The following is a 22,917-nucleotide window of genomic DNA, read 5'->3' as shown; positions in this document are numbered from 1 at the left end:
AGAATCAACCATTTCACCTACTAACTAGCGAAAGGATGAGGGAAAGTCATGGATTTGAAATCAAAAAACAAACGACCTCTTTTTTTTAAAAAGGTCGTTTGTTTCGTAACGCTTGGTTCATAAAATCAAACAAGAAGAGTATAGAGAGATTGATTGTCCCGCAAATCAATATATTGTGGATCAAATCTTGACATTCGCGCCAGTAGTGGGGGCAGATCTTCCTGCCTTTTTAGCAGAATCCCTAACAGTACTGGTCCTGTTCCGCGATTGATTTTTTTGGTGTATTCAAATCGAGTGATATCATCCGTAGGACCCAAAATATTGCTAACAAATTCTTTCAACGCCCCAGGTCTTTGAGGAAAATTGACCACAAAATAATGTTTTAAGCCTTGATAAATCAAGGACTTTTCCTCAATCTCTGCCATTCGAGTACTATCGTTATTGCCGCCGCTGATAATACAAACAACGGTTTTCCCTTTAATCTCTTCTTTGATCAATTCCAGAGCGGCGACACTCAGTGCTCCCGCTGGTTCTGCCACAACTGCTTGTTTACTGTATAAGTCCAAGATAGTTTGGCAAATTAAACCCTCATCTACCGCTACTAATCGATCGACATACTGGGATGCATGCTGGTAAGTCAATTGACCGACTTTTTTGACAGCTGCTCCATCTACAAATTTATCGATCTGCTCTAATGTGGTCGGACCATGATTATCAAAAGCCGCCTGCATCGAAGCGGCGCCTAGAGGTTCAGCACCAACCATTGAGATTGTAGGCTGTTTTGCTTTCAAATAAGTTGCAACACCACTGATCAACCCGCCACCGCCAATTGCTGTCACAACATAATCGATAGAATAATTGCGCTGCTTTGCTTCTGCCATCAGTTCAACTGCCAATGTTCCTTGGCCTGCAATAATGGCGGGATCATCAAAGGGATCAATAAACGCCATTTGATGGTCTTCGGCATAGTGTTGGGCTGCCTCGGCGGAAGCATCGAAGGTATCACCGACAAGTTCGATACGGACAAAATCACCGCCAAAAAACAAAACTTGCGCTACTTTTTGTTGCGGTGTCGTCGTCGGCATAAAGATAACCGCCGACACTTTCAATTCATGACAGGTATAGGCGACCCCTTGGGCATGATTGCCGGCACTTGCACAGACAACCCCCCGCTTCAGTATAGCCGGATCTTGCTGTGCGATTGCATAATATGCCCCCCGCAATTTAAACGATCGGACCTTCTGAAGATCCTCCCGTTTCAGTAAGACAGTCGCTTGATACTTCTCGGATAAAAACCGATCATGCTGTAAAGGAGTCTTTGAAACGACTGATTGCAAGCTTTCATGTGCTTGTTCTATTTGATCGACAGATACCAGCAATCACTGTTCCTCCTTAATCTTTCGTAACAAAAGGCATCATTTTTCTTAATTCTGACCCAACTTTTTCGATTGGATGATTCCCGTTTTGTTCCCGCATTTTTTTGAATTCCGGAAAACCAGCTTGATTATCCGCAATAAAACCTTTGGCAAACGTGCCGTTTTGAATATCTTTCAAGACATTCTTCATATTGGCTTTTGTTTGTTCGGTAATGATTCGTGAACCAGAGACATAATCCCCATATTCTGCTGTATTGGAGATTGAATCACGCATCTTGGCGAATCCTCCTTCATAAATCAAGTCAACAATCAGTTTCATTTCGTGACAAACTTCAAAATAGGCTAGTTCTGGCTGATAGCCGGCTTCTACCAGCGTTTCAAACCCAGCCTCGATCATACTTGTCAGTCCGCCACATAATACGGCTTGTTCCCCAAACAAGTCTGTTTCCGTCTCTTCCTTGAACGTTGTTTCTAGTACACCGACTCTTGTAGCCCCGATTCCTTTGGCATAGGACAAGGCTGTCTCTTGTGCATTGCCAGTAGCATCTTGATAAACAGCAAACAACGCAGGGACAGCAAATCCTTCGCTAAAGGTCCGGCGCACCAAATGGCCTGGTCCTTTAGGTGCCACCAGGAAGACATCCACCTCTTTTGGAGGCGTGATGACCTCAAAATGAATATTAAAGCCATGAGCAAAGGCTAATGCATCCCCTGCAGAAAGATTAGGCGCAATTTCCTTCTCGTAAAGTTCTCCTTGGATCTCATCAGGAGCTAAGATCATCACAACATTTGCTTGTTGTACAGCTTCAGAAACTGGAAGCACGGTAAATCCATCATTCTTTGCGTTCTCAGCTGATTTTCCTGCACGAATCCCGATCACGACGTCGTGCCCTGTATCCCGTAAATTCTGTGCATGGGCATGTCCTTGAGAACCGTAACCAATGATTGCAATAGTCTTATCTCCTAAATTGTCTGTCACTTCGTTATAATATACTTTTACCATGTATGCTTCCCTCCGAAATCTTTTTTTATTAAAAGCAACTGTTCTTGCATTTAACCTCTAGTGAAACCTGTCACACCGGTACGAGCCATTTGCTTGATTCCATAAGGCCGCAACACGTCGATACAGGCTGCTACTTTCTCTGAGTCTCCCGCTACTTGAACCACGATAGTCTTCAATGCAACATCAACGATGTGGGCTCGAAATGGTTCGATCACAGCTTGGATCTCCGAACGTGTAGTCGTTGGCGCGTTCACTTTGATCAGCACTAATTCCCGTTCAATATGGGGGTCTTCTGTAATATCTGAAACTTTTAAGACATCGATTTGCTTATTCAATTGCTTTATCACTTGTTCTGTCTCCAGTGGGTTTTCTGCGTTGATAATGATCGTCATTCGCGAAAATTCCGGCTGTTCGGTGGTCCCAACTGAAATACTTTCGATATTCACCTGACGACGATTCAACACACTGGTGACGCGGCTTAAAACACCAGCTTCGTTATGCACGATGGCAGCAAGGATACGTTTCATAGTCTTTTAAACTCCTATCATCTCATGATTGGCTTTTCCTGGTGGAATCATTGGCAGCACATGTTCCGTTGGCGAGATCAGTACCTCGATTAGTCGTGCACCAGGTTCTAGCAATGCATTGGCCAAATCGATGGTCAATTGATCTGGGGTTTCGATCCGCACACTATTGATGCCATATGCTTCTGCTAATTGGCCAAAATTTGGCTGTTTAGCAAATACAGAAGCAGAACGGCGTTCATTATGAAACGTTTCTTGCCATTGCCGTACCATCCCGAGAGAGCGGTTATTCATCAAAATGAATTTGACATCCAGACCATAATCATTTAGCAGAGCAAACTCTTGATTGGTCATTTGGAAACCGCCATCGCCTACAAAAACGACTATCGTTTTTTCAGGACAAGCAAATTTTGCCCCTATGCCTGCGGGGATGCCATACCCCATTGTCCCTAAACCTCCGCTAGTGATCAGCTGTTTGGGAAATCGGAAAGGATAATATTGAGCGACCCACATTTGGTGTTGACCGACATCGGTAACAATAACGGCTTCCCCTTTCGTCAAGCGTCCCACTTCTTCAATCAATTTTTGCGGCTTGATTTCCTTTGTTTCCTCGCGGTCATACCGATAAGGATGTTCTTTTTTCCGTTTTTGACAACGATTGAGCCATTCCTTGCAATCTAATTCCTCCGCAGGATAGCGCAGCAACTGGGTCAAAGCTGCTTTCGCATCCGCCACGATCGGAATGGCTGTTTGAACGACTTTTCCGATTTCTGCAGGATCAATATCGATATGAGCAATGATTGCCTGTTGTCCAAATTGACTGCCGGCTGTTGCTAATCGGTCATCAAAACGTGAGCCAATATTGATGATCAAATCCGCTTCAGATAATGCCATATTCGCAGCATACGTGCCATGCATGCCCCCCATTCCTAAGAATAAGGGATGATCTGCTGGCACCAATCCAAGACCTAAGAGCGTGGTTACGATCGGCAAATGATGGGTTTCGACAAACAGACGCAATTCTTCGGCCGCATTGGCGGCACATACCCCTGCTCCCGCCAAGACAACTGGACGTTTTGCTTGTTTTAAACAATTCATCAATTTCTCGATTTGCAAAATAGATGGAAAGAGGGTGGGTTGATAGCTTTTTCGCTCAATCGGCAGTTCAATGACTGCGGCTGTCCGCTGAAGCGTGACATCTTTTGGCAAGTCGATCACCACTGGACCTTTTCTACCCGTGGTAGCGATATGAAAAGCTTCTGCGATCACTCGCGGCAAATCATCGACATGTCTAACTTGGTAATTATGTTTAGTGATCGGTAATGTGATCCCTAGAATATCTGCCTCTTGAAAAGCATCTTTGCCAATACCGGCTGTTGCTACTTGACCAGTGATCACCACTAATGGAACGGAATCACTCATGGCATCAGCGATGCCTGTTACCACATTGGTTGCTCCTGGTCCACTAGTCACTAGGACAACGCCGGCTTTCCCGGTGGCTTTGGCATACCCTTCTGCAGCGTGGACAGCACCTTGTTCGTGACGCGCTAAAATATTCGGAATCGCAGCATCGTAGAGTTGGTCATATAAAGGCAAGACAGCACCGCCAGGGTATCCGAAAATCAGTTCTACTGCTTGTTTCTGCAAACTATCGACTAACACTTCTGCACCGGTCCTAGTTACTTCATTCAACTGGATATTCTCCATTAAACTTCCTCCTCGCTGATTTTCATGATCGCCCCGGTATTTGCTGATGTGACTAATGCCGTATAACGTGCCAGCCAGCCTTTCTTCACTTTAGCCCGAAACTTCGGACGTGTTTGTGCGCGCAGCATTAATTCTTCCTCTGAGACTAATACTTCCAATGAGCGATTTTGCAGATCAATCACGATGTCATCTCCATCACGGATCAAAGAGATCGGTCCACCGGCTGCCGCCTCAGGAGAGATATGCCCAACTGCGATCCCTCTCGTGGCTCCTGAAAAGCGTCCATCTGTGATCAGTGCAACCTCTTTGCCTAACCCTCGTCCAACAATACTCGAAGTCGGCGCCAACATTTCCGGCATCCCGGGACCTCCTTTAGGTCCTTCATAGCGGATCACCACGACATGCCCTTTTTGGACCGTATGATTGTCGATCGCGGCTACTGCCTCATCATGAGAATCGAAACAAATTGCCTTTCCTTTAAAAAGCTGAATGCTTGGGTCAACACCCCCCACTTTGATGACACTTCCCTGAGGCGCAAGATTGCCGTAAAGGATCGATAAGCCGCCGACAGGGCTGTACGGATTCTCCTTTGGATGAATCACTTCTTCATTTTTGATTGTCGCCTGAGCGACATTTTCCCGCAAGGTTCTGCCTGTGACTGTCAGCCGATCTGGATGGATCGCCCCCTTGATATCGACCAATTGCCGTATAATGGCAGAGACACCGCCAGCCGTATGGACATCGTGCATGGAATAAGCGGAAGATGGCGCAATTTTTGAGAGATAAGGAACTCGTTCGGCAATCTCATTGACCCGCCTCAAGTCATAATCGATCTCCCCTTCGTTCGCAATAGCTAATGTATGCAAGACGGTATTGGTAGAGCCCCCCATAGCCATATCAAGCGCAAACGCATCATCGATGGCTTCTTCTGTTACGATATCCCGGGGCTTGACTTGATTCTTCACTAGATCCATCAGATGGAATGCCGCTTTGCGAACAAGTTCCCGTCGTTCTTGCGAAACTGCCAGAATCGTCCCATTTCCTGGTAATGCCAATCCTAAAATCTCCAAAAGACAGTTCATAGAATTGGCTGTGAACATGCCGGCACAGGAACCACAGGTGGGACAGGCATTTTTTTCCATGAATTCAAAATCTGCCTGTGACATTTTGCCCTCTTTAAAGGCGCCTACTGCTTCGAACATGGAAGATAATGTCGTCTGATGGCCCCTAGGGTCAATCCCGGCTTTCATAGGTCCCCCAGAGCAGAAAATTGCTGGCACATTGGTACGCATAGCTGCCAAGATCATCCCAGGCGTAATTTTATCGCAGTTGGGGATGTAAAAAACACCATCGAACCAATGGGCATTGATGACTGTTTCAGCTGAGTCAGCAATCAGTTCACGACTTGGCAATGAGTAACGCATCCCGATATGTCCCATGGCGATTCCATCATCTACCCCAATTGTATTGAATTCAAAAGGGATCCCCCCGGCTTCTCGAATGGCTTCTTTGGCAATATCTGCCAGTTCTCGCAGATGGACGTGACCAGGTACGATATCGATATACGAGTTGCAAATGGCAATAAAAGGCTTATTCATATCTTGGATATTTTTTACTTGTCCTGTTGCATAAAGCAAACTCCTTGCTGGAGCTGCTTCAATGCCTTTTTTTATCTGATCACTTCTCAATTCCATCATCTCCCGCCTATTTCATAAAAAAAAGCACCCCGGTTTATAATAAACTGGGATGCTTTGCCAGAATCCCATTTTACTTACGCAAATAGGACTCAAACAAACGGATAAATTTTGCTTCCGTGTTCTAAGTCCTGGTCTCAATAATAATGACTAATAAATATTGATTAAAATTGCGCATAAAAAATGGCTCCTTCATTAAAATATTTGCTGTTTTCTTGTAATTGTTTAATAATATAGCGCGAAAAAAAATTCTTGTCAATGAATTTTCTGAATTTTTTTGCAATTGATCCGATAAATGTACTTTTAGTAGACGGATCTACATTGGATTTTTGATGAAAAATAGGGATAAGTAAATTTATGTACAAAAAAACCCTTGATTACTCAAGGGTTTGGAAGACTCAATTATTTCACTGCGTCTTTAAGAGCTTTACCTGGTTTGAATGCAGGTACTTTGCTAGCAGGGATCTTGATTTCTTCACCAGTTTGTGGGTTACGTCCTTTGCGTTCTGCACGAGAACGAACTTCAAAGTTACCAAAGCCGATCAATTGAACTTTTTCACCGTTAGCTAAAGCGTCTTGAATTGTTGAGAAGACAGCGTCTACTGCTGCTGTAGCGTCTTTCTTTGTCAAGTCAGTAGCTGCTGCAACTTTTTCGATTAATTCTGCTTTATTTGCCATGGATGGTTTCACCTCCTGATTATTTTTTTGATGTCATACATCAACAAAAATCTTGAGTGGTCCAAGTTTTTTGTCAAATATTGATATCCATCAATATTCTGATATAACGTTATCATAAGAACGTTGTAATATCAAGGATTTTAACGTTTTTACTACTGTTTTTTTTAGGATTTATCGTTTTTCTGTCAAAAGAATAGAATTCTTTGTCAAAAGCAGCAAAGTATGATAAAATCGCTATTTTCGTCTTCTTGGAATGATTCGAATCGGAGTTCCTTCAAAAGTAAATGCTTTCCGGATCTGATTCTCTAAAAAGCGCGCATAAGAAAAATGCATCAACTCTTCTTCATTAACAAAAATAACAAATGTTGGTGGCTTGACCGCAACTTGTGTCGCATAAAAAATCTTCAATCGTTTTCCTTTATCCGTTGGCGTTGGATTGATGGCTACTGCATCCATAATCACATCATTCAATAATGCAGAAGGGATACGCATGTTTTGATTCATGCTGACTTCTTCGATCAAAGCTGGCAACTGATTCAACCGCTGTTTCGTTGCCGCTGATACAAAGATGATCGGGGCATAATCTAAGTATTGAAACTCATCACGAATCTCCGCTTCAAAGTCTCGCATGGTATTGGTTTCTTTTTTTAGCAGATCCCATTTATTGACAACTAGGATGATCCCACGGCCAGCTTCATGAGCATAGCCAGCGATTCGTTTGTCCTGTTCACGTATTCCTTCTTCCGCATTCAAGACCATTAGAACCACATCGGAACGTTCGATGGCACGCATCGCTCGCATGACACTGTATTTCTCTGTTGATTCGTAAACTTTTCCTTTTTTACGCATTCCTGCAGTATCAATCATAGTGAACTCTTGCCCATTTTCACTTGTAAAATGAGTATCGATCGCATCCCGGGTCGTTCCTTCGATATCCGAAACGATGACACGCTCTTCACCTAAAATCGCATTGATTAACGAAGATTTCCCGACATTTGGTCGCCCAATCAAACTAAATTTGATGATCGATTCGTCCTCTTCCTCTGCTTCTTCTGTAAAATGCTTAACGGCTTCATCAAGTACATCTCCGATCCCTAATCCATGACTGCCGGATATTGGATACGGATCACCTAATCCTAATGTATAGAATTCATAAATATCTGCACGCATTTCTGGATTGTCGACTTTATTGACTGCTAGAATCACAGGCTTATTGCTCTTATACAAAAGGCGAGCAACAAGTTCATCTGCATCCGTCACACCTTCTCTGGCACTCGTAATGAAGACGATCACATCTGCTTCATCGATCGCAATTTCTGCTTGATGTTTGATTTGATCCATAAACGGCTCATCGCCTAAGTCGATTCCACCTGTATCGATAATACTGAACTCTCGACCTAACCATTCACCTGTTGCATAAATTCGGTCTCTCGTCACACCCGGAGTATCCTCAACGATCGAGATTCGTTCTCCGGCAATCCGGTTGAAAATAGTCGATTTCCCGACATTCGGACGTCCGACGATCGCAATTGTTGGATTTGACATTTTTTACCCTCCATTTATAAGAAGCGAACTGCTAAATACAGCTGCTTCTGCTTTTCAATCTTTCTTAGTTTACCTAATGCATCATTAACTTGCAAGTCTTGATGACAAACAAAAAAGCAGCTTATAACAAATTCAAAAAACGAATCGTTATAAGCTGCTAGGCTAGATTATTCTTCGTCGTTATCTTTCAACGCATCGCCCAAGATATCACCCATGGTAAAACCAGTGGATTCTTCTGGTAATTCATAGTCATCTTCTGCAGGCGCTTCTTCCGCTTCTTCGGCTTTTTCTAGTGCTTTGATGCTCAAAGCAATCCGATGATCGGCTGGATTCACTTCAAGAACTTTCACTTGCACTTGATCACCTTCATGCAACACTTCATGAGGCGTTGCAATATGTTTATGTGAGATTTGCGAAATGTGGATCAATCCTTCTACACCAGGGAAGACTTCCACAAAAGCACCAAAACTAGTTAGTCGTTTTACTACACCATCTAAAACACTACCAACGGGTGCTTGTTCTTCGATATTGCTCCAAGGTCCAGGCAATGTATCTTTGATCGATAACGATACGCGTTCTTTATTTGGATCAACGGATAAGACACGGACATTGACAGTATCACCAACAGATAAAACATCACTCGGTTTGCCTACATGGGCATGAGAAATTTCTGAAACGTGTACTAAACCATCAATTCCACCCAAGTCAACGAAAGCCCCAAAATCGGTCAATCGTGCAACTTTCCCTTCGATTTCTTGACCTTCATAAAGATCAGCTAGCAAGGCTTCTTTTTGTTTCTCTTTTTCAGCCTCAACCACTGCTTTATGGGATAAAATCAAGCGGTTCTCAGAAGGTTCGATCTCAACAATCTTAAAGGTGAGTGTCTTGCCTTTATAATCTTCAAAATCAGCTACAAAGTGGTCCTCAACCATCGAAGCTGGCACAAATCCGCGTACGCCAACATCAACAACTAAGCCACCTTTGACTACATTTGTTACAGGCGCTTCAATGATCTTACCTGCTTGGAAATCTTTTTCGATATCTTCCCAAACTTTCTTCGCGTCTAAACGACGTTTTGAAAGTAGATAGCTGCCGTTTTCTTTATCTTTACCGATTGCAGAAATAACAACTAACTCTAAAACATCGCCCACTTTGACTACTTCATTGATATCCTCAACAGGCAATGTAGACAATTCTTTTGCTGGAACGACTCCTTCTACACCTGCTCCTTCGATGCCAACGATCGCTTGTTTGTCTTCGATGGCTAAAACTTCACCTTTGACAATATCGCCAACGTTCACTTCTTGGAAATTATCCAAAGCAGCTTCCATTGATTCATTCCCATTTTCCACTTGATTATTTTCAAATTCTGTCATGTCTTGTGTCCTCCTAACCAACAATTGTACGTAAATGCACTACATCCCTTAGTTTAAATTAGAATGCCAAAAAAATAAAGCGATTTCGCTTATTTTCACAAAAAACTGTCAATAATTGTTCTCAAAAAACGTTTCCTTCACTATTTTGCTTCAAAATCACTGTTTCATACAAAAAAAACTGGCCCCTCCGACCTAAAAACCTCAGAGTTCGAACAATATTTCTACGCGAAAATTCCGATATTTAATGAAATTTCTCATGAGAATCGTTCGGTTCTGTTTTTTAGGTCGACTAGCGCCAGTGGTTGATTATTCCATTTTTTTATCAACGATTTGCTGAATCGCTGCAACGACTTCTGTAATGGACATTCCTGTTGTATCAATGCGAACTGCATCATCGGCTTGTTTCAAGGGAGAGATTTCTCGATGAGAATCTAAATAATCCCTTTGCTCGATTTCTTTTTTTAATGTGTCAAAGGAGGTGGTGATTCCTTTTTGCTGGTTCTCTTTGTATCTTCTTTCTGCTCGTTCTTCTACACTCGCCACGAGAAAAACCTTTACTTCCGCTTGAGGTAAGACTGCGGTGCCAATGTCGCGGCCGTCCATTACAACACCGCCATTTTCAGCAATTTTTTGTTGCTGTTGGACCAGTTTTTCCCGGACTTTTTGATAAGCAGAAACTTTGGAAACAGCGTTGGTTACCTCGGGCTGGCGAATCTCTTCTGTCACTTTTGTTCCATCTACAAAAACATCTTGTCCTGTCTCAGTTGGCGCAAAAGTGATTGGATAAGTATCGATCAATGCCACAAGCCCGCTTTCATCTTCTAATGAGCACCCTGTTTTAAGAGCTAAATAAGTGATACTACGGTACATTGCCCCTGTATCCGTATAAACATATCCATAATGCTGAGCTAAAATTTTTGCCACTGTACTTTTGCCCGATGAAGCTGGACCATCGATGGCAATATTGATTTTTTTCATTTGTTACTCCTTCTCAACAACTACCGATCAACGGCCTTTTAACTTTCAAGAAAAAAAACCGCCAAAGCGGTTTTTTATTTAATTCGTAATGTATCGCCTGGGTAAAGCATGAAATTACTTGGATCGATCCCGTTTAATTGATACAAAGTCTCGACAGAAATACCTGTACGTGCTGCTACTTGTTCTGGACCTTCACCAGCTTGAACAGTCGTATATTGCTCTGTTCCTTGGTTGGTTTCTCCCTGATTCGCTGCACCTTGATTCGTCGTTCCTTGGTCTGCATTTCCCTGATTGTTCTGGATGTTGTTTCCTTCTGCTTCACTGTTCGCTGGCTCTTCAGACTCACTGCTTTCAGATGAGGAAGAAGATGATGATGATGACGAACTACTGCTGGAAGTAGATGATTCACTGACTTTTGTCGATGACTCAACAGTCGATGATTCTGTGCTGGCAACTGTACTGCTACTTGTTGATGAGGCAACAGTCGCTGTATCATTTGAGCGGTTTAAGACCCAAATCCCCGCGCCAACAGGAATTGCAACGATCAAGAAAAGTAAAACTAAGACGATCGTCAAAAAGAGTGAATTCCCGCGTTTTTGTTTCCGCTGTTGTGATCGTGAGGCAGAATCTTCATATTCTGTATCATAAATTGGTTGTTCCCACGGCTCTTGATTTTCTGAATTATAGTTTTTGTCTTTCTTGCTCACTCGTATTACCTCCTAATATCCTTCCGATGTATTATAACATAGCTTGAATCGAACTGTCTTTTAAAAAACGATTCAATTTGTTTCTTTAAAAATTTTTAGTAAACGTTCCTGCCACGAGTTCTTTCTTTGCGGCTTGAATTCCTTTTGGTCAAGCCGAATTTCAATACCATCGATATCACAACACTGGTCAAGCGGTTGTTTTTCTTCGTCAAAATGAGCCAATAAAAAACACCGTCGACAACTAGTACAGTGAATGTATTCGAGCATCGTTTTTAGCTGCTGCTTTTTTTCCCACTCATTTTGCTTTAAAATAGCAAACCATTTGTTGGCACCATACTCATTGATTTTTGCTTGCCATTTTTCCTGCAATGGGGAAAGCATCAAAGATTGCGGCGTCATTTCCAGCTGTTCTCTTTCTGCACTTAGTTCCTTTTGAAAGAAATAATGGATGGTTTCGTCTCCAGGACGATAGAGTAAGATCGCATAGCTTTGCTTGCCATCTCGACCTGCTCGGCCAATTTCTTGACTATAGTTTTCTAACGAATCCGGCAGATCATAATGGATCACAAAGCGAATATCTTGTTTATTGATCCCCATTCCAAAAGCATTTGTGGCGATCAATAACTGCAGCTCGTTCCGACTAAACTGCTGCTGAAGGACTTTACGCTGATCACTGGCTAATCCACCGTGATAATACCCCACAGAATACTTGCCGCGTAATTTTTGATAAAGTTCTTCCACCTTGTTTCTAGTGGCACAATAAATAATTCCCGCACCTGACAATTGCTGCAAGTAATGCATTAAAAGCGTGTCTTTTTCTTCGCCGCTTTTATCAACGATCAGTCCAATATTTTTGCGATCCATTCCATAGCGAAAAACTTGATGCGTTTTTCCTAAAAGGTTTTGTTGAATATCTCGTGCCACCTGTTCGGTTGCTGTGGCAGTCAAAGCCAGAGTCGTTGGTGCTTTTAATTGTTGTTTGACCGCAGCTAGCTGAAGGTATTCTGGTCGAAAATCGATCCCCCACTGAGAAACACAGTGTGCCTCATCTACGACCAGCAATGCGATTCTACTATTTACCAATGCTTGGAGAATCGTCTTTTGAACAAGCATCTCGGGACTAATAAATAAAAATTTATACTGCTGTAGATGGCTAAGAACAAATTTTCGTTCAGCGAATGATAAGAGACTGTTAAAAGCGATCGCTCGTCTCTCACCATTTTTTTGCAAACTATACACTTGATCTTCCATCAAAGAAAGCAATGGTGATACGATTACTACCAACCCTTCCAGCAAATAACCCGGCAGTTGATAGCATAAGCTTTTGCCGTTACCAGTGGGCATGATTGCTAATGTATCCTGATGATTCAGAACCGATTGGATCACTTCTTTTTGACCTGTCCGAAAATGGGAATGACCAAAATAGTGTTTGAGCGCCTGTTCTAACATAGGATCCCTCGCTTTTGTGCAATTTGATTGATTCGGATACTTAAAAAATCCAGCGGCACTTCTTTTTGAATAATGTGATAAGGCAATTTCCATGACAATGGAGGGAACTGCTGCTTTGTGGCAAAATAGTGATAAGGAAACTGATCATCGATGATCGCCCATTCAATCAAGTGATCGTTGACTGTTCCTCGCTTGATCTGTCTAAGTGCCATGATTTCCTCAATCGACTTCCCGCTGAGAAATAAGCGACGGGTCTTCAGCATGCTTTGGTTGAGGTTTTCTTGATAAAACGGGTTTAACCCTGCTGCTAAAAGAGGAGATTGCTTCTTTGCCACTGATAAAAAGCAGTGGATCGCTGCCGCTGGAAAAAACTGATTCCAAGGCATTTTTTGGTAGTTATCTGGTAACAGCTGAAAAAAAGTCTGACCAATTTGCTCAGGTCCTGTCAACGTCCCTGCCAAAAAGTCGGCAAATTCTCCCGGAATCTGCTCGAAGACTGTCCAAAGCTCAGTAAACAACGCCTGCTTCAATTTTGGGTGCTGCCGAATCAGCTGCCGCACCGGTTCTGTGAACATAGGAGTGTTCTCCACAGGGATATATCGATTACTGATTTCTTGAAAAGCAGCCGCTTGAACAAGCAGCTGTACCAAGCGCCACATCTGTTCCCCCCGGCGACCGAATTGAAAATAATTTAAATGACGGCAGAGTGTCTCTACTTCAGTAAGCGTTGCAGGTGCAACTGTCTGGAGAAACCCTTTTTCATCTGCTACAAGTTGTTTGGCAGCAATCAGCGCCGTGATTCTTTTATTAAATTCATCCTCTTCAAGATTCGGCATTGCTTGAAAGTAACCTAAGCGATCATAAAAAAAAGCATAACTCAATACTGAACTCGTTCGTTTGCCGTAAAGTATTTGATAAATGGTTGACGGACGCAACTTGTCAGAATGATGAAACAACGCTAAAATAAAAGCATCCATATGTCTATACTTACCTCCAGAAAGGAAACAATTCCATGTCTCAACGCTGCAAAATCATTCCTGAGCGCTGTATCGCTTGTGGACTATGCGCGGTCTGTGCCCCTGATATTTTTGATTATGATGAAGATGGTATCGTCTTATTTGCTCAAGAACCAGCCGCTCGGCAACAGTTTATCATAGAAGATCAGCAAGAAAAAGTCTTAGCTGCATATAAAAAGTGTCCTACTCGGGCGATACTGTTAGAAAAATAAAAAGATCGCGTTTGCTCAAAAGCAACACACGATCTTTTTTATTATTTTCCAACTGGTGAATGTTGCGGTTGTTTACGAGCCAACCAAGGCAACAACTTCGCATGAAGGATCAAGAAGACCCCACTGACGATAACTCCTTTGATCAAGTTAAAAGGAATAATACCGATGCTGACATAACGCGCTAATGACATGCCAAGGAATTGATCTGCTGTAACACCAAAGAAGCGCAGGTACAATGGTGTGATGACATATAGATTGGCAATACTCATAAAAGCAGTTAATGCGAGGATTCCTGTGACCACTCCCACGAATTTATTTTTCGCATGGATCCCTTTACGGAAAAAGTAGTACATTGGCAAAGTGAAGACACAGGATGCCAAGAAACTTGCCGTGTCTCCCACGAGATCTGCTGGTGAAAAACCAGATAGAAACAAGTGTAAGAGAGAACGTAGAAACGCGGTTGCCACGCCAGCAAAAGGACCGAATAAAAACATGACGATCATTACTGGAATATCGCTAAAATCGATTTTCAAAAAGCTAAACGCCGGGATGATGGGAAACGCAATAAACTGTAAGACTGTTCCCATTGCTGCACACATTGCTATTGTTACCATTTTTCTTGTTTTGTTGTTCATTAATACAAATCCTCCTAAGTTCAGGATTCCTCTTCAAACGAACCTATTAAATTTCCTTGATTCCTTACTTGTCGGCGCCAGACAAAGTAAAAAATGCCCTCTTTTCCACAGGGAAAAAGAGGGCATTTGAAAAACCATAGGCAAATCAAATACGCTCTATCTTCTTTATCCAGACTTTACTGTCGGTATCGGAATTTCACCGATTCAGCTACTTCAAAAGAAGTAGGTCGTGGACTATCACCACCGGTCGGGAATTGCACCCTGCCCCTGAAGACGAACCTTTTATTTATAATACATGTTTCATTATACACAAAAATTCTCGATTGACAAATTTTTTAAGCATCTTTTGCTGTGTACTGGTTATTTCACTTGGTTTTTTAATTCATTGACTTCTTTTTTCGTCAACTCCCGATACTCTCCAGGGCGCAACCCAGCTAATGTCAACGAACCATACATTTCCCGTTTCAATTTTTGGACCGGTAAACCAACTGCTTTAAGCATATTTTTCACTTGATGATTACGGCCTTCATGAATCGTCAATTGGACGATACTTGTTTGAGTAGCAGCGTCTGTCGACAAAATCTCAAAGCGAGCAGGTGCGGTTTTCTTGCCTTCGATCCGAATTCCTCTAGACAAGGGCAATAGTTGTTTTTTATCAGCGATTCCTTTCACTTTTGCCACATAGACTTTATCCACTTCATGTTTTGGATGCATCAGTTTTTGTGAAAGATCGCCGTCATTGGTCAGCAATAATAAACCTGAAGTATCATAATCCAACCGTCCGATTGGGTAGAGACGTTCTGGAACTTCAGTAAAAAAGTCTAAAACAACTTTCCTTTTTTTATCGTCAGTTACTGCTGAGATTACGCCACGTGGTTTATAGAGCATATAGTAGACGGGCGATTCTTGTTCAATTGGGACACCGTCAACTTCCACGCGATCTTTGGCACTCACCTGTACTCCTAGTTCCTTAACAATTTGACCATTGACACTGACACGACCTGCCACAATCAACTCTTCTGCTTTTCTGCGAGAAGTGATTCCAGCATGTGCGATTACTTTTTGCAAACGTTCCATTATGAGTCTCCTTCTTGTTTGTAACGATCATAAAAAAGATCCACTGGTCCATCTTCTTCGAGTTCGTCTTCCATTGCTTGAATATCAGGTAATTCGGCTAATGATTTCAAGCCAAAGTAATCCATGAAGTATTCAGTAGTTCCATATAAAATTGCTCGACCTGGTCCATCAACACGGCCTTTTTCCTCGATCAATCGTTTTGCGACTAATTTCTGTACGGAGCCGCTGGACTGGACCCCACGAATCTCTTCTACTTCGATTCGTGTGATCGGTTGCTTGTAGGCAATGATCGACAATGTCTCTAACGCAGCTTGCGAAAGAGAGTTGCCCATTGGCGATTCTGCGTATTTCTTTAATAACGGTGCGACTTCTTTCTTTGTGGACAAAACAAAATGATTCCCAACTTCTAAAATATGCAAGGCTGAATCTTCATTTTCTTCATAACGCTGATTCAATTCTTGCAAGTACTGATAGACAGCCGCAGTTTTGCTATTGACTAAGTAGCTTAATTCTTCTAATCCGATCCCTTCATCTCCTACGACAAAGAGAATCGCTTCTATTTCACTATATTTACTCATCTGTTTTACCTGCTGGGTAAAGCAAGATCGATTCATAGTTTCCTTCTTGCTCTACTCGAATATATCCTTTTTTCATTAATTCTAATAATGCCATGAAAGTGGTAACGACTTCTGTTTTGCTGTAATTGGTGAAAAAAGAATCAAAACGTCGTCCCTTTTTGGCATTTCGTTGCTGCATTTCCAATTGGATCGTCGCCATTTTTTCATCAATGGTACTTTCATCTGGTGTGATCTTTGTCTCCAGTACTTTCCGACTCTTTTTCTTTTCAAGCATTTTATGAAAAGCCAAGAATAAATCGATCGTGTTGAACCGGTTGGCTGCCAATTCATCACTTTTTTCTTTATAGGCATCGACATCCATCGGATCTTTCGTAAAGTATAAACTTCGTTCTTCCGCTTTTTCGGATAATTGTTCGGCTGCGTATTTGTATTTACGGTATTCCAATAGCTGAGCAACCAGCATATCCCTTGGATCTTCTTCATAAGGATCGTTTTCTTCAATCAAGATCTCTTGTTTTGGCAGCAGCATCTGGCTTTTGATTGCCATCAGTGTAGCAGCCATCACCAAGTATTCTCCGGCAACCTCTAATTCTAAACTTTTCATTGCATGAATATATTGCATATATTGTTCGGTGATCGCTGCAATTGGAATATCATAGACATCGATCTCCAATTTTTGGATCAGATGCAGCAACAGATCCAACGGTCCCTCAAAGACATCTAGTTTGATATTGATTTCTTCCATGTCTTCCTCTATTTCTAGGCACGAGGAAAGTGCTGCTTATACACTTCCGTCATCCTTTTTTTCGTAATATGAGTATAGATCTGTGTCGTGGATATATCTGCATGCCCTAATAATTCTTGAACGGTACGCAAATCGGCACCATTTTCCAATAAATGGGTGGCAAAACTATGCCTTAGCGTATGTGGCGTCACATTTTTTGTAATGCCTGCCTTGCGCACGAGGGCCTTTAAGTTTTTCCAGATTCCTTGACGAGAAAGTTGTTTTCCATGATTATTGACAAAAAGATGACTCTCTTCTGGATGTTTCCGAGTCAAAAAAGGGCGTGCTTCTTCCAAGTAAGTTTCGATCCACTGAATCGCCAGATCTCCTAAAGGAACGATTCGTTCCTTGTCACCTTTCCCTGTCGTCTGCAACAGACCCATGCTTAAATGAAGGTCTTTCAGTTGCAACCCGATCAGTTCACTGACCCGAAGGCCGGTAGCATACATCACTTCTAAAATCGCACGATCGCGGATTCCCAACACTTCTTTGGTATCCGGTGTCTCGATCAAGCGCTCAACCTCAGAAAGGCTCAATGTATCAGGCAGTTTCTGTTGTTTTTTTGGGGAATCGATGTGCTGCATAGGATCATGATCCGTAAAGCGTTCTTGACGGAGAAATTGATGAAACCTTCTCAAGCTTGATACCATTCGAATAATGGTCGCCGAGGATTTCCCTGATTGCTGCAATTGCTGCAAAAAAGAGAGGATCAAGACACGATCCACCGCCTGCCAATCTTTGATGTGCTGTTCCGTCAAAAATGTAAGGTACTGCTCTAGGTCGCGCTCATAACTTTTACGGGTATTTTGGGATAGCCCCCGCTCAATCGTCAGATAATGCAAATAATCGATGATCTGTTCTTTCATACACGTCCCCCCTACTTTCAACCTCTTTATCATAACAAATTAAAGCTTGATATGATAGTAGTTCAACCACAAAAAAAGCTGAGGAGCAATTACGCTTCACTCAACTTCGCTGCATTTTTTGTCTGACACTTCTGACACACTCCATGAAAAGTCAATCGGTGGTCTTTTACTAGAAAATGGTATTTTTTCTCTACGATGTCTTCGACACCTGTCAGCAGATCTTCTTCTACTTCTTCGATACTGCCACACTCTAAACAAAGCAGATGGTGATGGAAATGCTTTGCTCCTTCTTTGCGCAGATCGTAACGAGAAACGCCGTCATTGAAACTCACCTTGTCCACGATTTTTAGATCAGTTAAGATTTCTAATGTACGATACACTGTGGCTAGTCCGATTTCTGGACTTTTTTTGCGCACAAAAAAGAAAATTTCTTCTGCAGATAAATGATCTTTCTCATTCTCCAAAAGAACCAACAAGGTAGCTTCTCGTTGTGGAGTCAATTTAAATCCTGATTCATGAAGTTGTTTTTTTGTCTTCTTTAAAGCAGCAGTTGTATTCATACAGGCCTCCATACATCGCTAATTTATAACGATTCTAATCTAAGAGACGTCAACTCTTAGATAATATTGTAATCATTATAAATTAGAATGAGAAAAGATACAAGCATTCTCAATTGGATTTTTCGACTTTGATGGTGAAGCCGTCTTTTTGTTCCACTAAACGCTGTTTCATCAAGGTACCGATCGCCCGCTTGAATTGGCCTTTACTGATACCGAATGTCTGCAGAATCTCTTCTGGTGTCGATTTATCAGTAAAAGGAATACGATGATCTGCAGCTCGATCCAAGAATGTCATGATCATAGCGGCATCATTTGAAATTGCTTCATAAGCACGAGGCTTCAATGATAAATTCAGAACACCATCCGGGCGAACACCAATTACTCGTCCTGAGACAACTTCTCCTAAACGTGGTTCTTGGTATCTTTCGGAAGGATGGATAAAGCCAATGTAGAAATCATCTGTGAGCAAGTAAGTTCCCGCAAGTTTCAAGCGATAGACTGTCCCTGTAATGTCAGCATTCTTCAACGTCTCTGAACCACGTTTACTCAATGCTTTAAAAATCTTTTCATCCGCTAAAGAAGCCCAGATTCGATCCTTTTCATCCACTGTCAAGCTGACCATCAAGCGATCGCCTTTCTTTGGCCAAAGTTCCCGCATTGTTGGTAATTCATCTAATGATACCACCATATCTTTATCTTTGAGACCAATATCGACAAAGACGCCTAGATCTCGACGACTGTCCGTGACAGTTCCGAAAGCATAATGTCCTTGGCGGCTTTTAGGAATCTCCGTAGTGATTACGAGTTCTTGTTTTTGATTCTGATAACCAAAACCCTCCACAGCTTCTCCAAGATGGTGCTCTCCTTCTGCTTTTGATAAGCGAAAAGTCAGACCATTTTTTTGTACAAAGTAATTTTGATCATTCTCATCAATGATCAATCCGCTAAAAACGGATGCCAATAAGTCTTTCATTTTTTCTCTCCTTAGAAATGATTTACTAGAAAAAGAATCGAATCGCCGCCATCGTGATAACGCCTGTAACAACGATCTTCATCAAATCTTTTGTATAATAACCGACCACTAGCGCTGGTAAACAAGCAACGGTTTCTTTGACTTTAAGCAATGGAAATTGTCCTTCACGAAAAACCAACAGATTTTGAACAAGCAGCGCCCCAAGAATACAAAGGGGCAAGTAGCTTAGAAAGATCGTGAATTTTTCAGGAAAAACTAATTTCTTCGAAAATAAAAACGGTAGCACCCGAGGTATCCAAGTAACGACACCACAAGCTATCATCAGTATAACAAAATCAATCATGATGTGTCACCGTCCCTATCAAACATCCAATCAAAGTGGCAGCAATCACGGCTACTTCAGCTGTTGAAATTCGCATAAAAAGGACCAATGAAATTACCACAGCGGCTAGCACCAACACCGTCTGCTTGGTCTTCTTTTTTAAAGGCAACTCTACTTGAAAAAGGAATAAGCCAACAAACATAGCCACTAGTGCAAAGTCCAGTCCTAATGCTTCAGGATCAGGAATATATGACCCTAACAACGCTCCTAAGAAAGTGGCAAAGATCCAACTTAAATAGGCCATGACATTCAATCCGTGAGTCCATCGGGTAGTGATTGGTTTATTTTGTTGCAAAGCTGTCGTTAAAACTCCATAGGATTCGTCTGTCAGCAATGTGCCGATGCCAATTCCTGACACTAATGAAGCAGAACGGAAATAAGGTGCTACCGATAAACTCATCAAAAAGTGGCGTAAGTTTACTAAAAAAACTGTCGCAACGATCGAAGTAAACGGTGCTTGAATAGCCAAAAGGGCACAGATGATAAACTGGGCACTTCCAGCATAGACAATGATCGACATCAAGAGGACTTCAATGACCGTCAAGCCGATTCCTTTCCCCACGACTCCCATTGCAAAACCAATGCCTAGATAACCCAGAATCGTTGGAATACAGGCAATAACTCCATCACTGAACTGTTCATATCTTTCAATTTTCTGCAACAAAAAAACCTCCGTTTCCGATTGATTATCATCCATCATATCGAAAAGCCGGAGGAGAAACAAGCTGTTTTTTGATTCAATAATGTAATTATGCTGAAAATTTTCTAAGTGTCACCCATCACCGAATCGTATGATCATTTCCATTTCCACGGAAATACCCGGTTTTGGCATTCACTGTAAAGAGATACATTGGAAAAGCGGAATCACCGGTTCCTTTCAACAAGGAGCCTTGGTTGTTGGTCGCATAAAAATTATAGTAACCTTCTCCATTCACGATTCGTACGCGCTCAAAGGTATAACCCCCTTCAACGACATAGCCGCGAGCAATTGCGGTTGCAATGATCTTTTCTTGGACACCAGGCGCCCAATTCCAAGCCGGATTGCTAGAGTCTGCCAAATCACTTTCACGTGCTGGAATGATTGGTTGATTATTGGTATTCGTTGGTGTATTCGGCGATAATACATAATCAGCTTCAGAAGACTGGCTATTGTTAGCCGTAGTTGTTTCTTGAGCTGCGGCGGCTTTTTCCGCTTGTGCCTGAGCTGCTTCTTGGGCCGCCTTCTCTTTAGCAGCCTTCTCAGCAGCTTCTTTTTTCTTCAGTACAGAATCAATCGGTGCTATCTCAGCAGTCAATTGCTCTTTTAAAGAAGCAATCGGCAATGCATCGATCTTCTTCACTAAATCATTGTAGCTTTTTCGCGTGACTTTGTCAGAAAGTTCATCCTCTTTATTCAAAGCAACCATGCTTTTGACTGCATTTCGTACTTCTTCGATCTGGGCATACTCTTTTTGCCCTTGATCAATCGCCCGATTTACTAATTGATCGAATGGTGTTTCAGATGTTCTTTTTGACATAGTCACTGCCGAAGGCTCTTTTAAGGAAACCTTCTGCAATTGATCTTCAATGATCACTGGACTAGTGAAATACCCATTGATTTCCGAAAGAGTCGCCATCTTTTCTTTGATTGTTTCAGACTGAGCCAACAAGTCCGGGTAACGGCTTTCCGTTTTATACTTGGCTAGTCGATCAGTCAATGCCGTCAATTGCGTAGTTGTTTTGTCTGCTTTGATAAATTCTTGGTTATCGTCGGTATAAAAATCGGCTAGATCCGCTTCGATCTGGTCCAGCTCACTTGCTGTCGCAATTTGTTCTTGACGAGCGGGCTCTTCGTAATAATACCAGCCACCTGCAGAAACAAGTACCAACGCCGCAGCCGCTACATAGAATTTTTTGCGTGACTTTTTATTTTTGGGCAGTGGATCGGTTTTACTCTTCGTATTTTCAGATACCGCTGTTTTTTCTGGAATTTCGGCAAGCTTTGTTTCTTCTGCTTCAATTTTCGGTTGCGGACTCTCTGTTGATTGAGGGCTTTCTGAAGATTCAGCAATCGCTGCAGTATCAGTTTGTTCATCTTCTAATCCAGATTGAGATTGTTCCTCCGTTAGAGGAAGAGCCTCTTTATCGTCCGTGACTTCCGGTATCACTGGAACATCTGTCGCATCTTCATCCATCTCTGAATTTTTATGTTGACGAATATAAGCAGATAAAATAGCCGAATCGTGATCTTCAGGGACCTCGGCTGAATCTACTAAATCATTGGGCTCTGCGGAACTTTCTGCGATCGATTGGATTCCTTTGTCTGATCCAGACACTTCATTGCTTTCATTTCCACTGTGCATCGATTGTTCTGCTGACTGATATTCAAGTGACTGTGATTCGATCGTTTCGGACGCATCTGATAGCGTTTCTTTTGAAACGGGTGTCTGTTCTATATTTGAGTTCGTTATCAGCTCTTGCACGTTTACGTCGTCTTCTGACTGATTGTTCTTTGACTCATCAGTTTCATTCTTGTCTTCGAAATGTTCAATTAATTCACCTAAGGGAACATCCTTAAAATCAGACCAGCGGATATCATCATTTTGCTGCGGATTCTTTTCGGATACCGTCTCATTCGTATGAGGGGCTTCTTTTTCATTTGCCTCATCCGCTTTAACAAACTCAAAGCCGCAGTTTGGACATTTCTTTTGTGCATCAATTGATTCAAATCCACATTGAGGACATGTTTTCATCATTTGTTCGAATTTGCTCCTTTTATTTTGAACCTGCTTCGGCAGTTATCTGTTCATCGTTGAAA

23 protein-coding genes and 1 riboswitch are annotated in these 22,917 nt (G+C 42.1%); of the genes, 1 reads left to right on the top strand and 22 read right to left on the bottom strand.

Annotated features, from left to right (window positions below; all coding sequences use genetic code 11):
* Window positions 1-125: 125 nt before the first annotated feature.
* The 12 genes from ilvA to FE005_RS09795 all read right to left on the bottom strand — a co-directional run bounded on the left by ilvA (window position 126) and on the right by FE005_RS09795 (window position 14,014).
* Window positions 126-1,379, bottom strand: coding sequence for a threonine ammonia-lyase IlvA (gene ilvA / locus FE005_RS09850; protein ID WP_103299868.1), 1,254 nt, complete (start codon window positions 1,377-1,379; stop codon window positions 126-128).
* A 13-nt stretch (window positions 1,380-1,392) separates the two neighbouring features.
* Window positions 1,393-2,379 (bottom strand): ketol-acid reductoisomerase, encoded by a 987-nt coding sequence (gene ilvC, locus FE005_RS09845; RefSeq protein WP_103299866.1) that lies wholly within the window; start codon window positions 2,377-2,379, stop codon window positions 1,393-1,395.
* Between the two features lie 50 nt (window positions 2,380-2,429).
* Window positions 2,430-2,906 (bottom strand): acetolactate synthase small subunit, encoded by a 477-nt coding sequence (gene ilvN, locus FE005_RS09840; protein ID WP_081131721.1) that lies wholly within the window; start codon window positions 2,904-2,906, stop codon window positions 2,430-2,432.
* 6 nt (window positions 2,907-2,912) lie between these two features.
* The gene (ilvB, locus tag FE005_RS09835; RefSeq protein WP_138371715.1) at window positions 2,913-4,610 is read right to left on the bottom strand and encodes a biosynthetic-type acetolactate synthase large subunit; all 1,698 of its coding nucleotides are present in this window, start codon (window positions 4,608-4,610) and stop codon (window positions 2,913-2,915) included.
* Window positions 4,610-6,298, bottom strand: a complete 1,689-nt coding sequence (ilvD, locus tag FE005_RS09830) for a dihydroxy-acid dehydratase (protein WP_081131804.1) — start codon at window positions 6,296-6,298, stop codon at window positions 4,610-4,612. Before ilvD ends, ilvB begins: the two co-directional genes overlap by 1 nt.
* Before the next feature lie 408 nt (window positions 6,299-6,706).
* Window positions 6,707-6,982: an HU family DNA-binding protein gene (locus tag FE005_RS09825; RefSeq protein ID WP_003126821.1), complete on the bottom strand. Its 276-nt coding sequence runs from the start codon at window positions 6,980-6,982 to the stop codon at window positions 6,707-6,709.
* Between the two features lie 234 nt (window positions 6,983-7,216).
* Window positions 7,217-8,527 (bottom strand): ribosome biogenesis GTPase Der, encoded by a 1,311-nt coding sequence (gene der / locus FE005_RS09820; RefSeq protein WP_003126818.1) that lies wholly within the window; start codon window positions 8,525-8,527, stop codon window positions 7,217-7,219.
* A gap of 167 nt (window positions 8,528-8,694) precedes the next feature.
* Window positions 8,695-9,903, bottom strand: coding sequence for a 30S ribosomal protein S1 (rpsA, locus tag FE005_RS09815; RefSeq protein ID WP_113849936.1), 1,209 nt, complete (start codon window positions 9,901-9,903; stop codon window positions 8,695-8,697).
* A gap of 306 nt (window positions 9,904-10,209) precedes the next feature.
* Entirely contained in the window at window positions 10,210-10,881 is a 672-nt protein-coding gene (gene cmk / locus FE005_RS09810) for a (d)CMP kinase (protein ID WP_086269275.1), read from the bottom strand.
* A 74-nt stretch (window positions 10,882-10,955) separates the two neighbouring features.
* A complete protein-coding gene (locus FE005_RS09805; RefSeq protein WP_138371714.1) occupies window positions 10,956-11,588 on the bottom strand; it encodes an SAG1386/EF1546 family surface-associated protein in 633 nt (210 codons plus the stop codon).
* A gap of 72 nt (window positions 11,589-11,660) precedes the next feature.
* On the bottom strand, window positions 11,661-13,037 hold the full coding sequence (locus FE005_RS09800) for an ATP-dependent DNA helicase RecQ (RefSeq protein WP_138371713.1): 1,377 nt from the start codon (window positions 13,035-13,037) through the stop codon (window positions 11,661-11,663).
* Window positions 13,031-14,014 (bottom strand): helix-turn-helix domain-containing protein, encoded by a 984-nt coding sequence (locus FE005_RS09795; protein WP_138371712.1) that lies wholly within the window; start codon window positions 14,012-14,014, stop codon window positions 13,031-13,033. Before FE005_RS09795 ends, FE005_RS09800 begins: the two co-directional genes overlap by 7 nt.
* A 35-nt stretch (window positions 14,015-14,049) precedes the next feature.
* Here FE005_RS09795 and FE005_RS09790 point away from each other — a divergent pair, with 35 nt between their 5' ends.
* Window positions 14,050-14,265 (top strand): ferredoxin, encoded by a 216-nt coding sequence (locus FE005_RS09790; RefSeq protein WP_003126810.1) that lies wholly within the window; start codon window positions 14,050-14,052, stop codon window positions 14,263-14,265.
* A 41-nt stretch (window positions 14,266-14,306) separates the two neighbouring features.
* On the opposite strand, the gene FE005_RS09785 is transcribed toward FE005_RS09790, so the two are convergent.
* The 10 genes from FE005_RS09785 to FE005_RS09740 all read right to left on the bottom strand — a co-directional run bounded on the left by FE005_RS09785 (window position 14,307) and on the right by FE005_RS09740 (window position 22,855).
* Entirely contained in the window at window positions 14,307-14,900 is a 594-nt protein-coding gene (locus FE005_RS09785; protein WP_003126809.1) for an ECF transporter S component, read from the bottom strand.
* A gap of 154 nt (window positions 14,901-15,054) precedes the next feature.
* A riboswitch (FMN riboswitch) is annotated at window positions 15,055-15,179 on the bottom strand.
* Between the two features lie 81 nt (window positions 15,180-15,260).
* A complete protein-coding gene (locus FE005_RS09780) occupies window positions 15,261-15,977 on the bottom strand; it encodes a pseudouridine synthase (protein ID WP_081131786.1) in 717 nt (238 codons plus the stop codon).
* On the bottom strand, window positions 15,977-16,555 hold the full coding sequence (gene scpB / locus FE005_RS09775; protein WP_003126807.1) for an SMC-Scp complex subunit ScpB: 579 nt from the start codon (window positions 16,553-16,555) through the stop codon (window positions 15,977-15,979). Before scpB ends, FE005_RS09780 begins: the two co-directional genes overlap by 1 nt.
* A complete protein-coding gene (locus FE005_RS09770) occupies window positions 16,548-17,300 on the bottom strand; it encodes a segregation/condensation protein A (protein WP_003126805.1) in 753 nt (250 codons plus the stop codon). Before FE005_RS09770 ends, scpB begins: the two co-directional genes overlap by 8 nt.
* Window positions 17,301-17,314: 14 nt before the next feature.
* On the bottom strand, window positions 17,315-18,205 hold the full coding sequence (xerD, locus tag FE005_RS09765) for a site-specific tyrosine recombinase XerD (RefSeq protein WP_003126804.1): 891 nt from the start codon (window positions 18,203-18,205) through the stop codon (window positions 17,315-17,317).
* A gap of 89 nt (window positions 18,206-18,294) precedes the next feature.
* Window positions 18,295-18,765 (bottom strand): Fur family transcriptional regulator, encoded by a 471-nt coding sequence (locus tag FE005_RS09760; protein WP_003126803.1) that lies wholly within the window; start codon window positions 18,763-18,765, stop codon window positions 18,295-18,297.
* Between the two features lie 109 nt (window positions 18,766-18,874).
* Entirely contained in the window at window positions 18,875-19,738 is an 864-nt protein-coding gene (locus FE005_RS09755; protein WP_081131788.1) for a S1 RNA-binding domain-containing protein, read from the bottom strand.
* A 25-nt stretch (window positions 19,739-19,763) separates the two neighbouring features.
* Window positions 19,764-20,081: an AzlD domain-containing protein gene (locus FE005_RS09750; protein ID WP_003126801.1), complete on the bottom strand. Its 318-nt coding sequence runs from the start codon at window positions 20,079-20,081 to the stop codon at window positions 19,764-19,766.
* Window positions 20,074-20,781, bottom strand: coding sequence for an AzlC family ABC transporter permease (locus tag FE005_RS09745; RefSeq protein WP_003126799.1), 708 nt, complete (start codon window positions 20,779-20,781; stop codon window positions 20,074-20,076). The genes FE005_RS09750 and FE005_RS09745 overlap by 8 nt, the downstream gene beginning before the upstream one ends.
* A gap of 118 nt (window positions 20,782-20,899) precedes the next feature.
* Window positions 20,900-22,855 carry a cell division site-positioning protein MapZ family protein gene (locus tag FE005_RS09740; RefSeq protein ID WP_138371711.1) on the bottom strand — a complete coding sequence of 652 codons (1,956 nt, stop codon included), beginning with the start codon at window positions 22,853-22,855 and terminating at the stop codon, window positions 20,900-20,902.
* Between the last annotated feature and the right edge of the window lie 62 nt (window positions 22,856-22,917).

Source organism: Enterococcus sp. M190262 (assembly GCF_005843965.1).
Lineage (GTDB): Bacteria > Bacillota > Bacilli > Lactobacillales > Enterococcaceae > Enterococcus_D > Enterococcus_D gallinarum.
The sequence above is the reverse complement of the archived record's forward strand: the minus strand, read 5'-3'. Positions and strand labels throughout refer to the sequence as shown.

What these genes read in the sequence shown, in the direction of transcription:
- ilvC (WP_103299866.1), bottom strand. Translation starts at nt 2,379, where the DNA reads ATGGTAAAAGTATATTATAACGAAGTGACAGACAATTTAGGAGATAAG.
- ilvN (WP_081131721.1), bottom strand. Translation starts at nt 2,906, where the DNA reads ATGAAACGTATCCTTGCTGCCATCGTGCATAACGAAGCTGGTGTTTTA.
- ilvB (WP_138371715.1), bottom strand. Translation starts at nt 4,610, where the DNA reads ATGGAGAATATCCAGTTGAATGAAGTAACTAGGACCGGTGCAGAAGTG.
- FE005_RS09825 (WP_003126821.1), bottom strand. Translation starts at nt 6,982, where the DNA reads ATGGCAAATAAAGCAGAATTAATCGAAAAAGTTGCAGCAGCTACTGAC.
- der (WP_003126818.1), bottom strand. Translation starts at nt 8,527, where the DNA reads ATGTCAAATCCAACAATTGCGATCGTCGGACGTCCGAATGTCGGGAAA.
- rpsA (WP_113849936.1), bottom strand. Translation starts at nt 9,903, where the DNA reads ATGACAGAATTTGAAAATAATCAAGTGGAAAATGGGAATGAATCAATG.
- cmk (WP_086269275.1), bottom strand. Translation starts at nt 10,881, where the DNA reads ATGAAAAAAATCAATATTGCCATCGATGGTCCAGCTTCATCGGGCAAA.
- FE005_RS09800 (WP_138371713.1), bottom strand. Translation starts at nt 13,037, where the DNA reads ATGTTAGAACAGGCGCTCAAACACTATTTTGGTCATTCCCATTTTCGG.
- FE005_RS09795 (WP_138371712.1), bottom strand. Translation starts at nt 14,014, where the DNA reads ATGGATGCTTTTATTTTAGCGTTGTTTCATCATTCTGACAAGTTGCGT.
- FE005_RS09790 (WP_003126810.1), top strand. Translation starts at nt 14,050, where the DNA reads ATGTCTCAACGCTGCAAAATCATTCCTGAGCGCTGTATCGCTTGTGGA.
- FE005_RS09785 (WP_003126809.1), bottom strand. Translation starts at nt 14,900, where the DNA reads ATGAACAACAAAACAAGAAAAATGGTAACAATAGCAATGTGTGCAGCA.
- FE005_RS09780 (WP_081131786.1), bottom strand. Translation starts at nt 15,977, where the DNA reads ATGGAACGTTTGCAAAAAGTAATCGCACATGCTGGAATCACTTCTCGC.
- scpB (WP_003126807.1), bottom strand. Translation starts at nt 16,555, where the DNA reads ATGAGTAAATATAGTGAAATAGAAGCGATTCTCTTTGTCGTAGGAGAT.
- FE005_RS09770 (WP_003126805.1), bottom strand. Translation starts at nt 17,300, where the DNA reads ATGGAAGAAATCAATATCAAACTAGATGTCTTTGAGGGACCGTTGGAT.
- xerD (WP_003126804.1), bottom strand. Translation starts at nt 18,205, where the DNA reads ATGAAAGAACAGATCATCGATTATTTGCATTATCTGACGATTGAGCGG.
- FE005_RS09760 (WP_003126803.1), bottom strand. Translation starts at nt 18,765, where the DNA reads ATGAATACAACTGCTGCTTTAAAGAAGACAAAAAAACAACTTCATGAA.
- FE005_RS09755 (WP_081131788.1), bottom strand. Translation starts at nt 19,738, where the DNA reads ATGAAAGACTTATTGGCATCCGTTTTTAGCGGATTGATCATTGATGAG.
- FE005_RS09750 (WP_003126801.1), bottom strand. Translation starts at nt 20,081, where the DNA reads ATGATTGATTTTGTTATACTGATGATAGCTTGTGGTGTCGTTACTTGG.
- FE005_RS09740 (WP_138371711.1), bottom strand. Translation starts at nt 22,855, where the DNA reads ATGATGAAAACATGTCCTCAATGTGGATTTGAATCAATTGATGCACAA.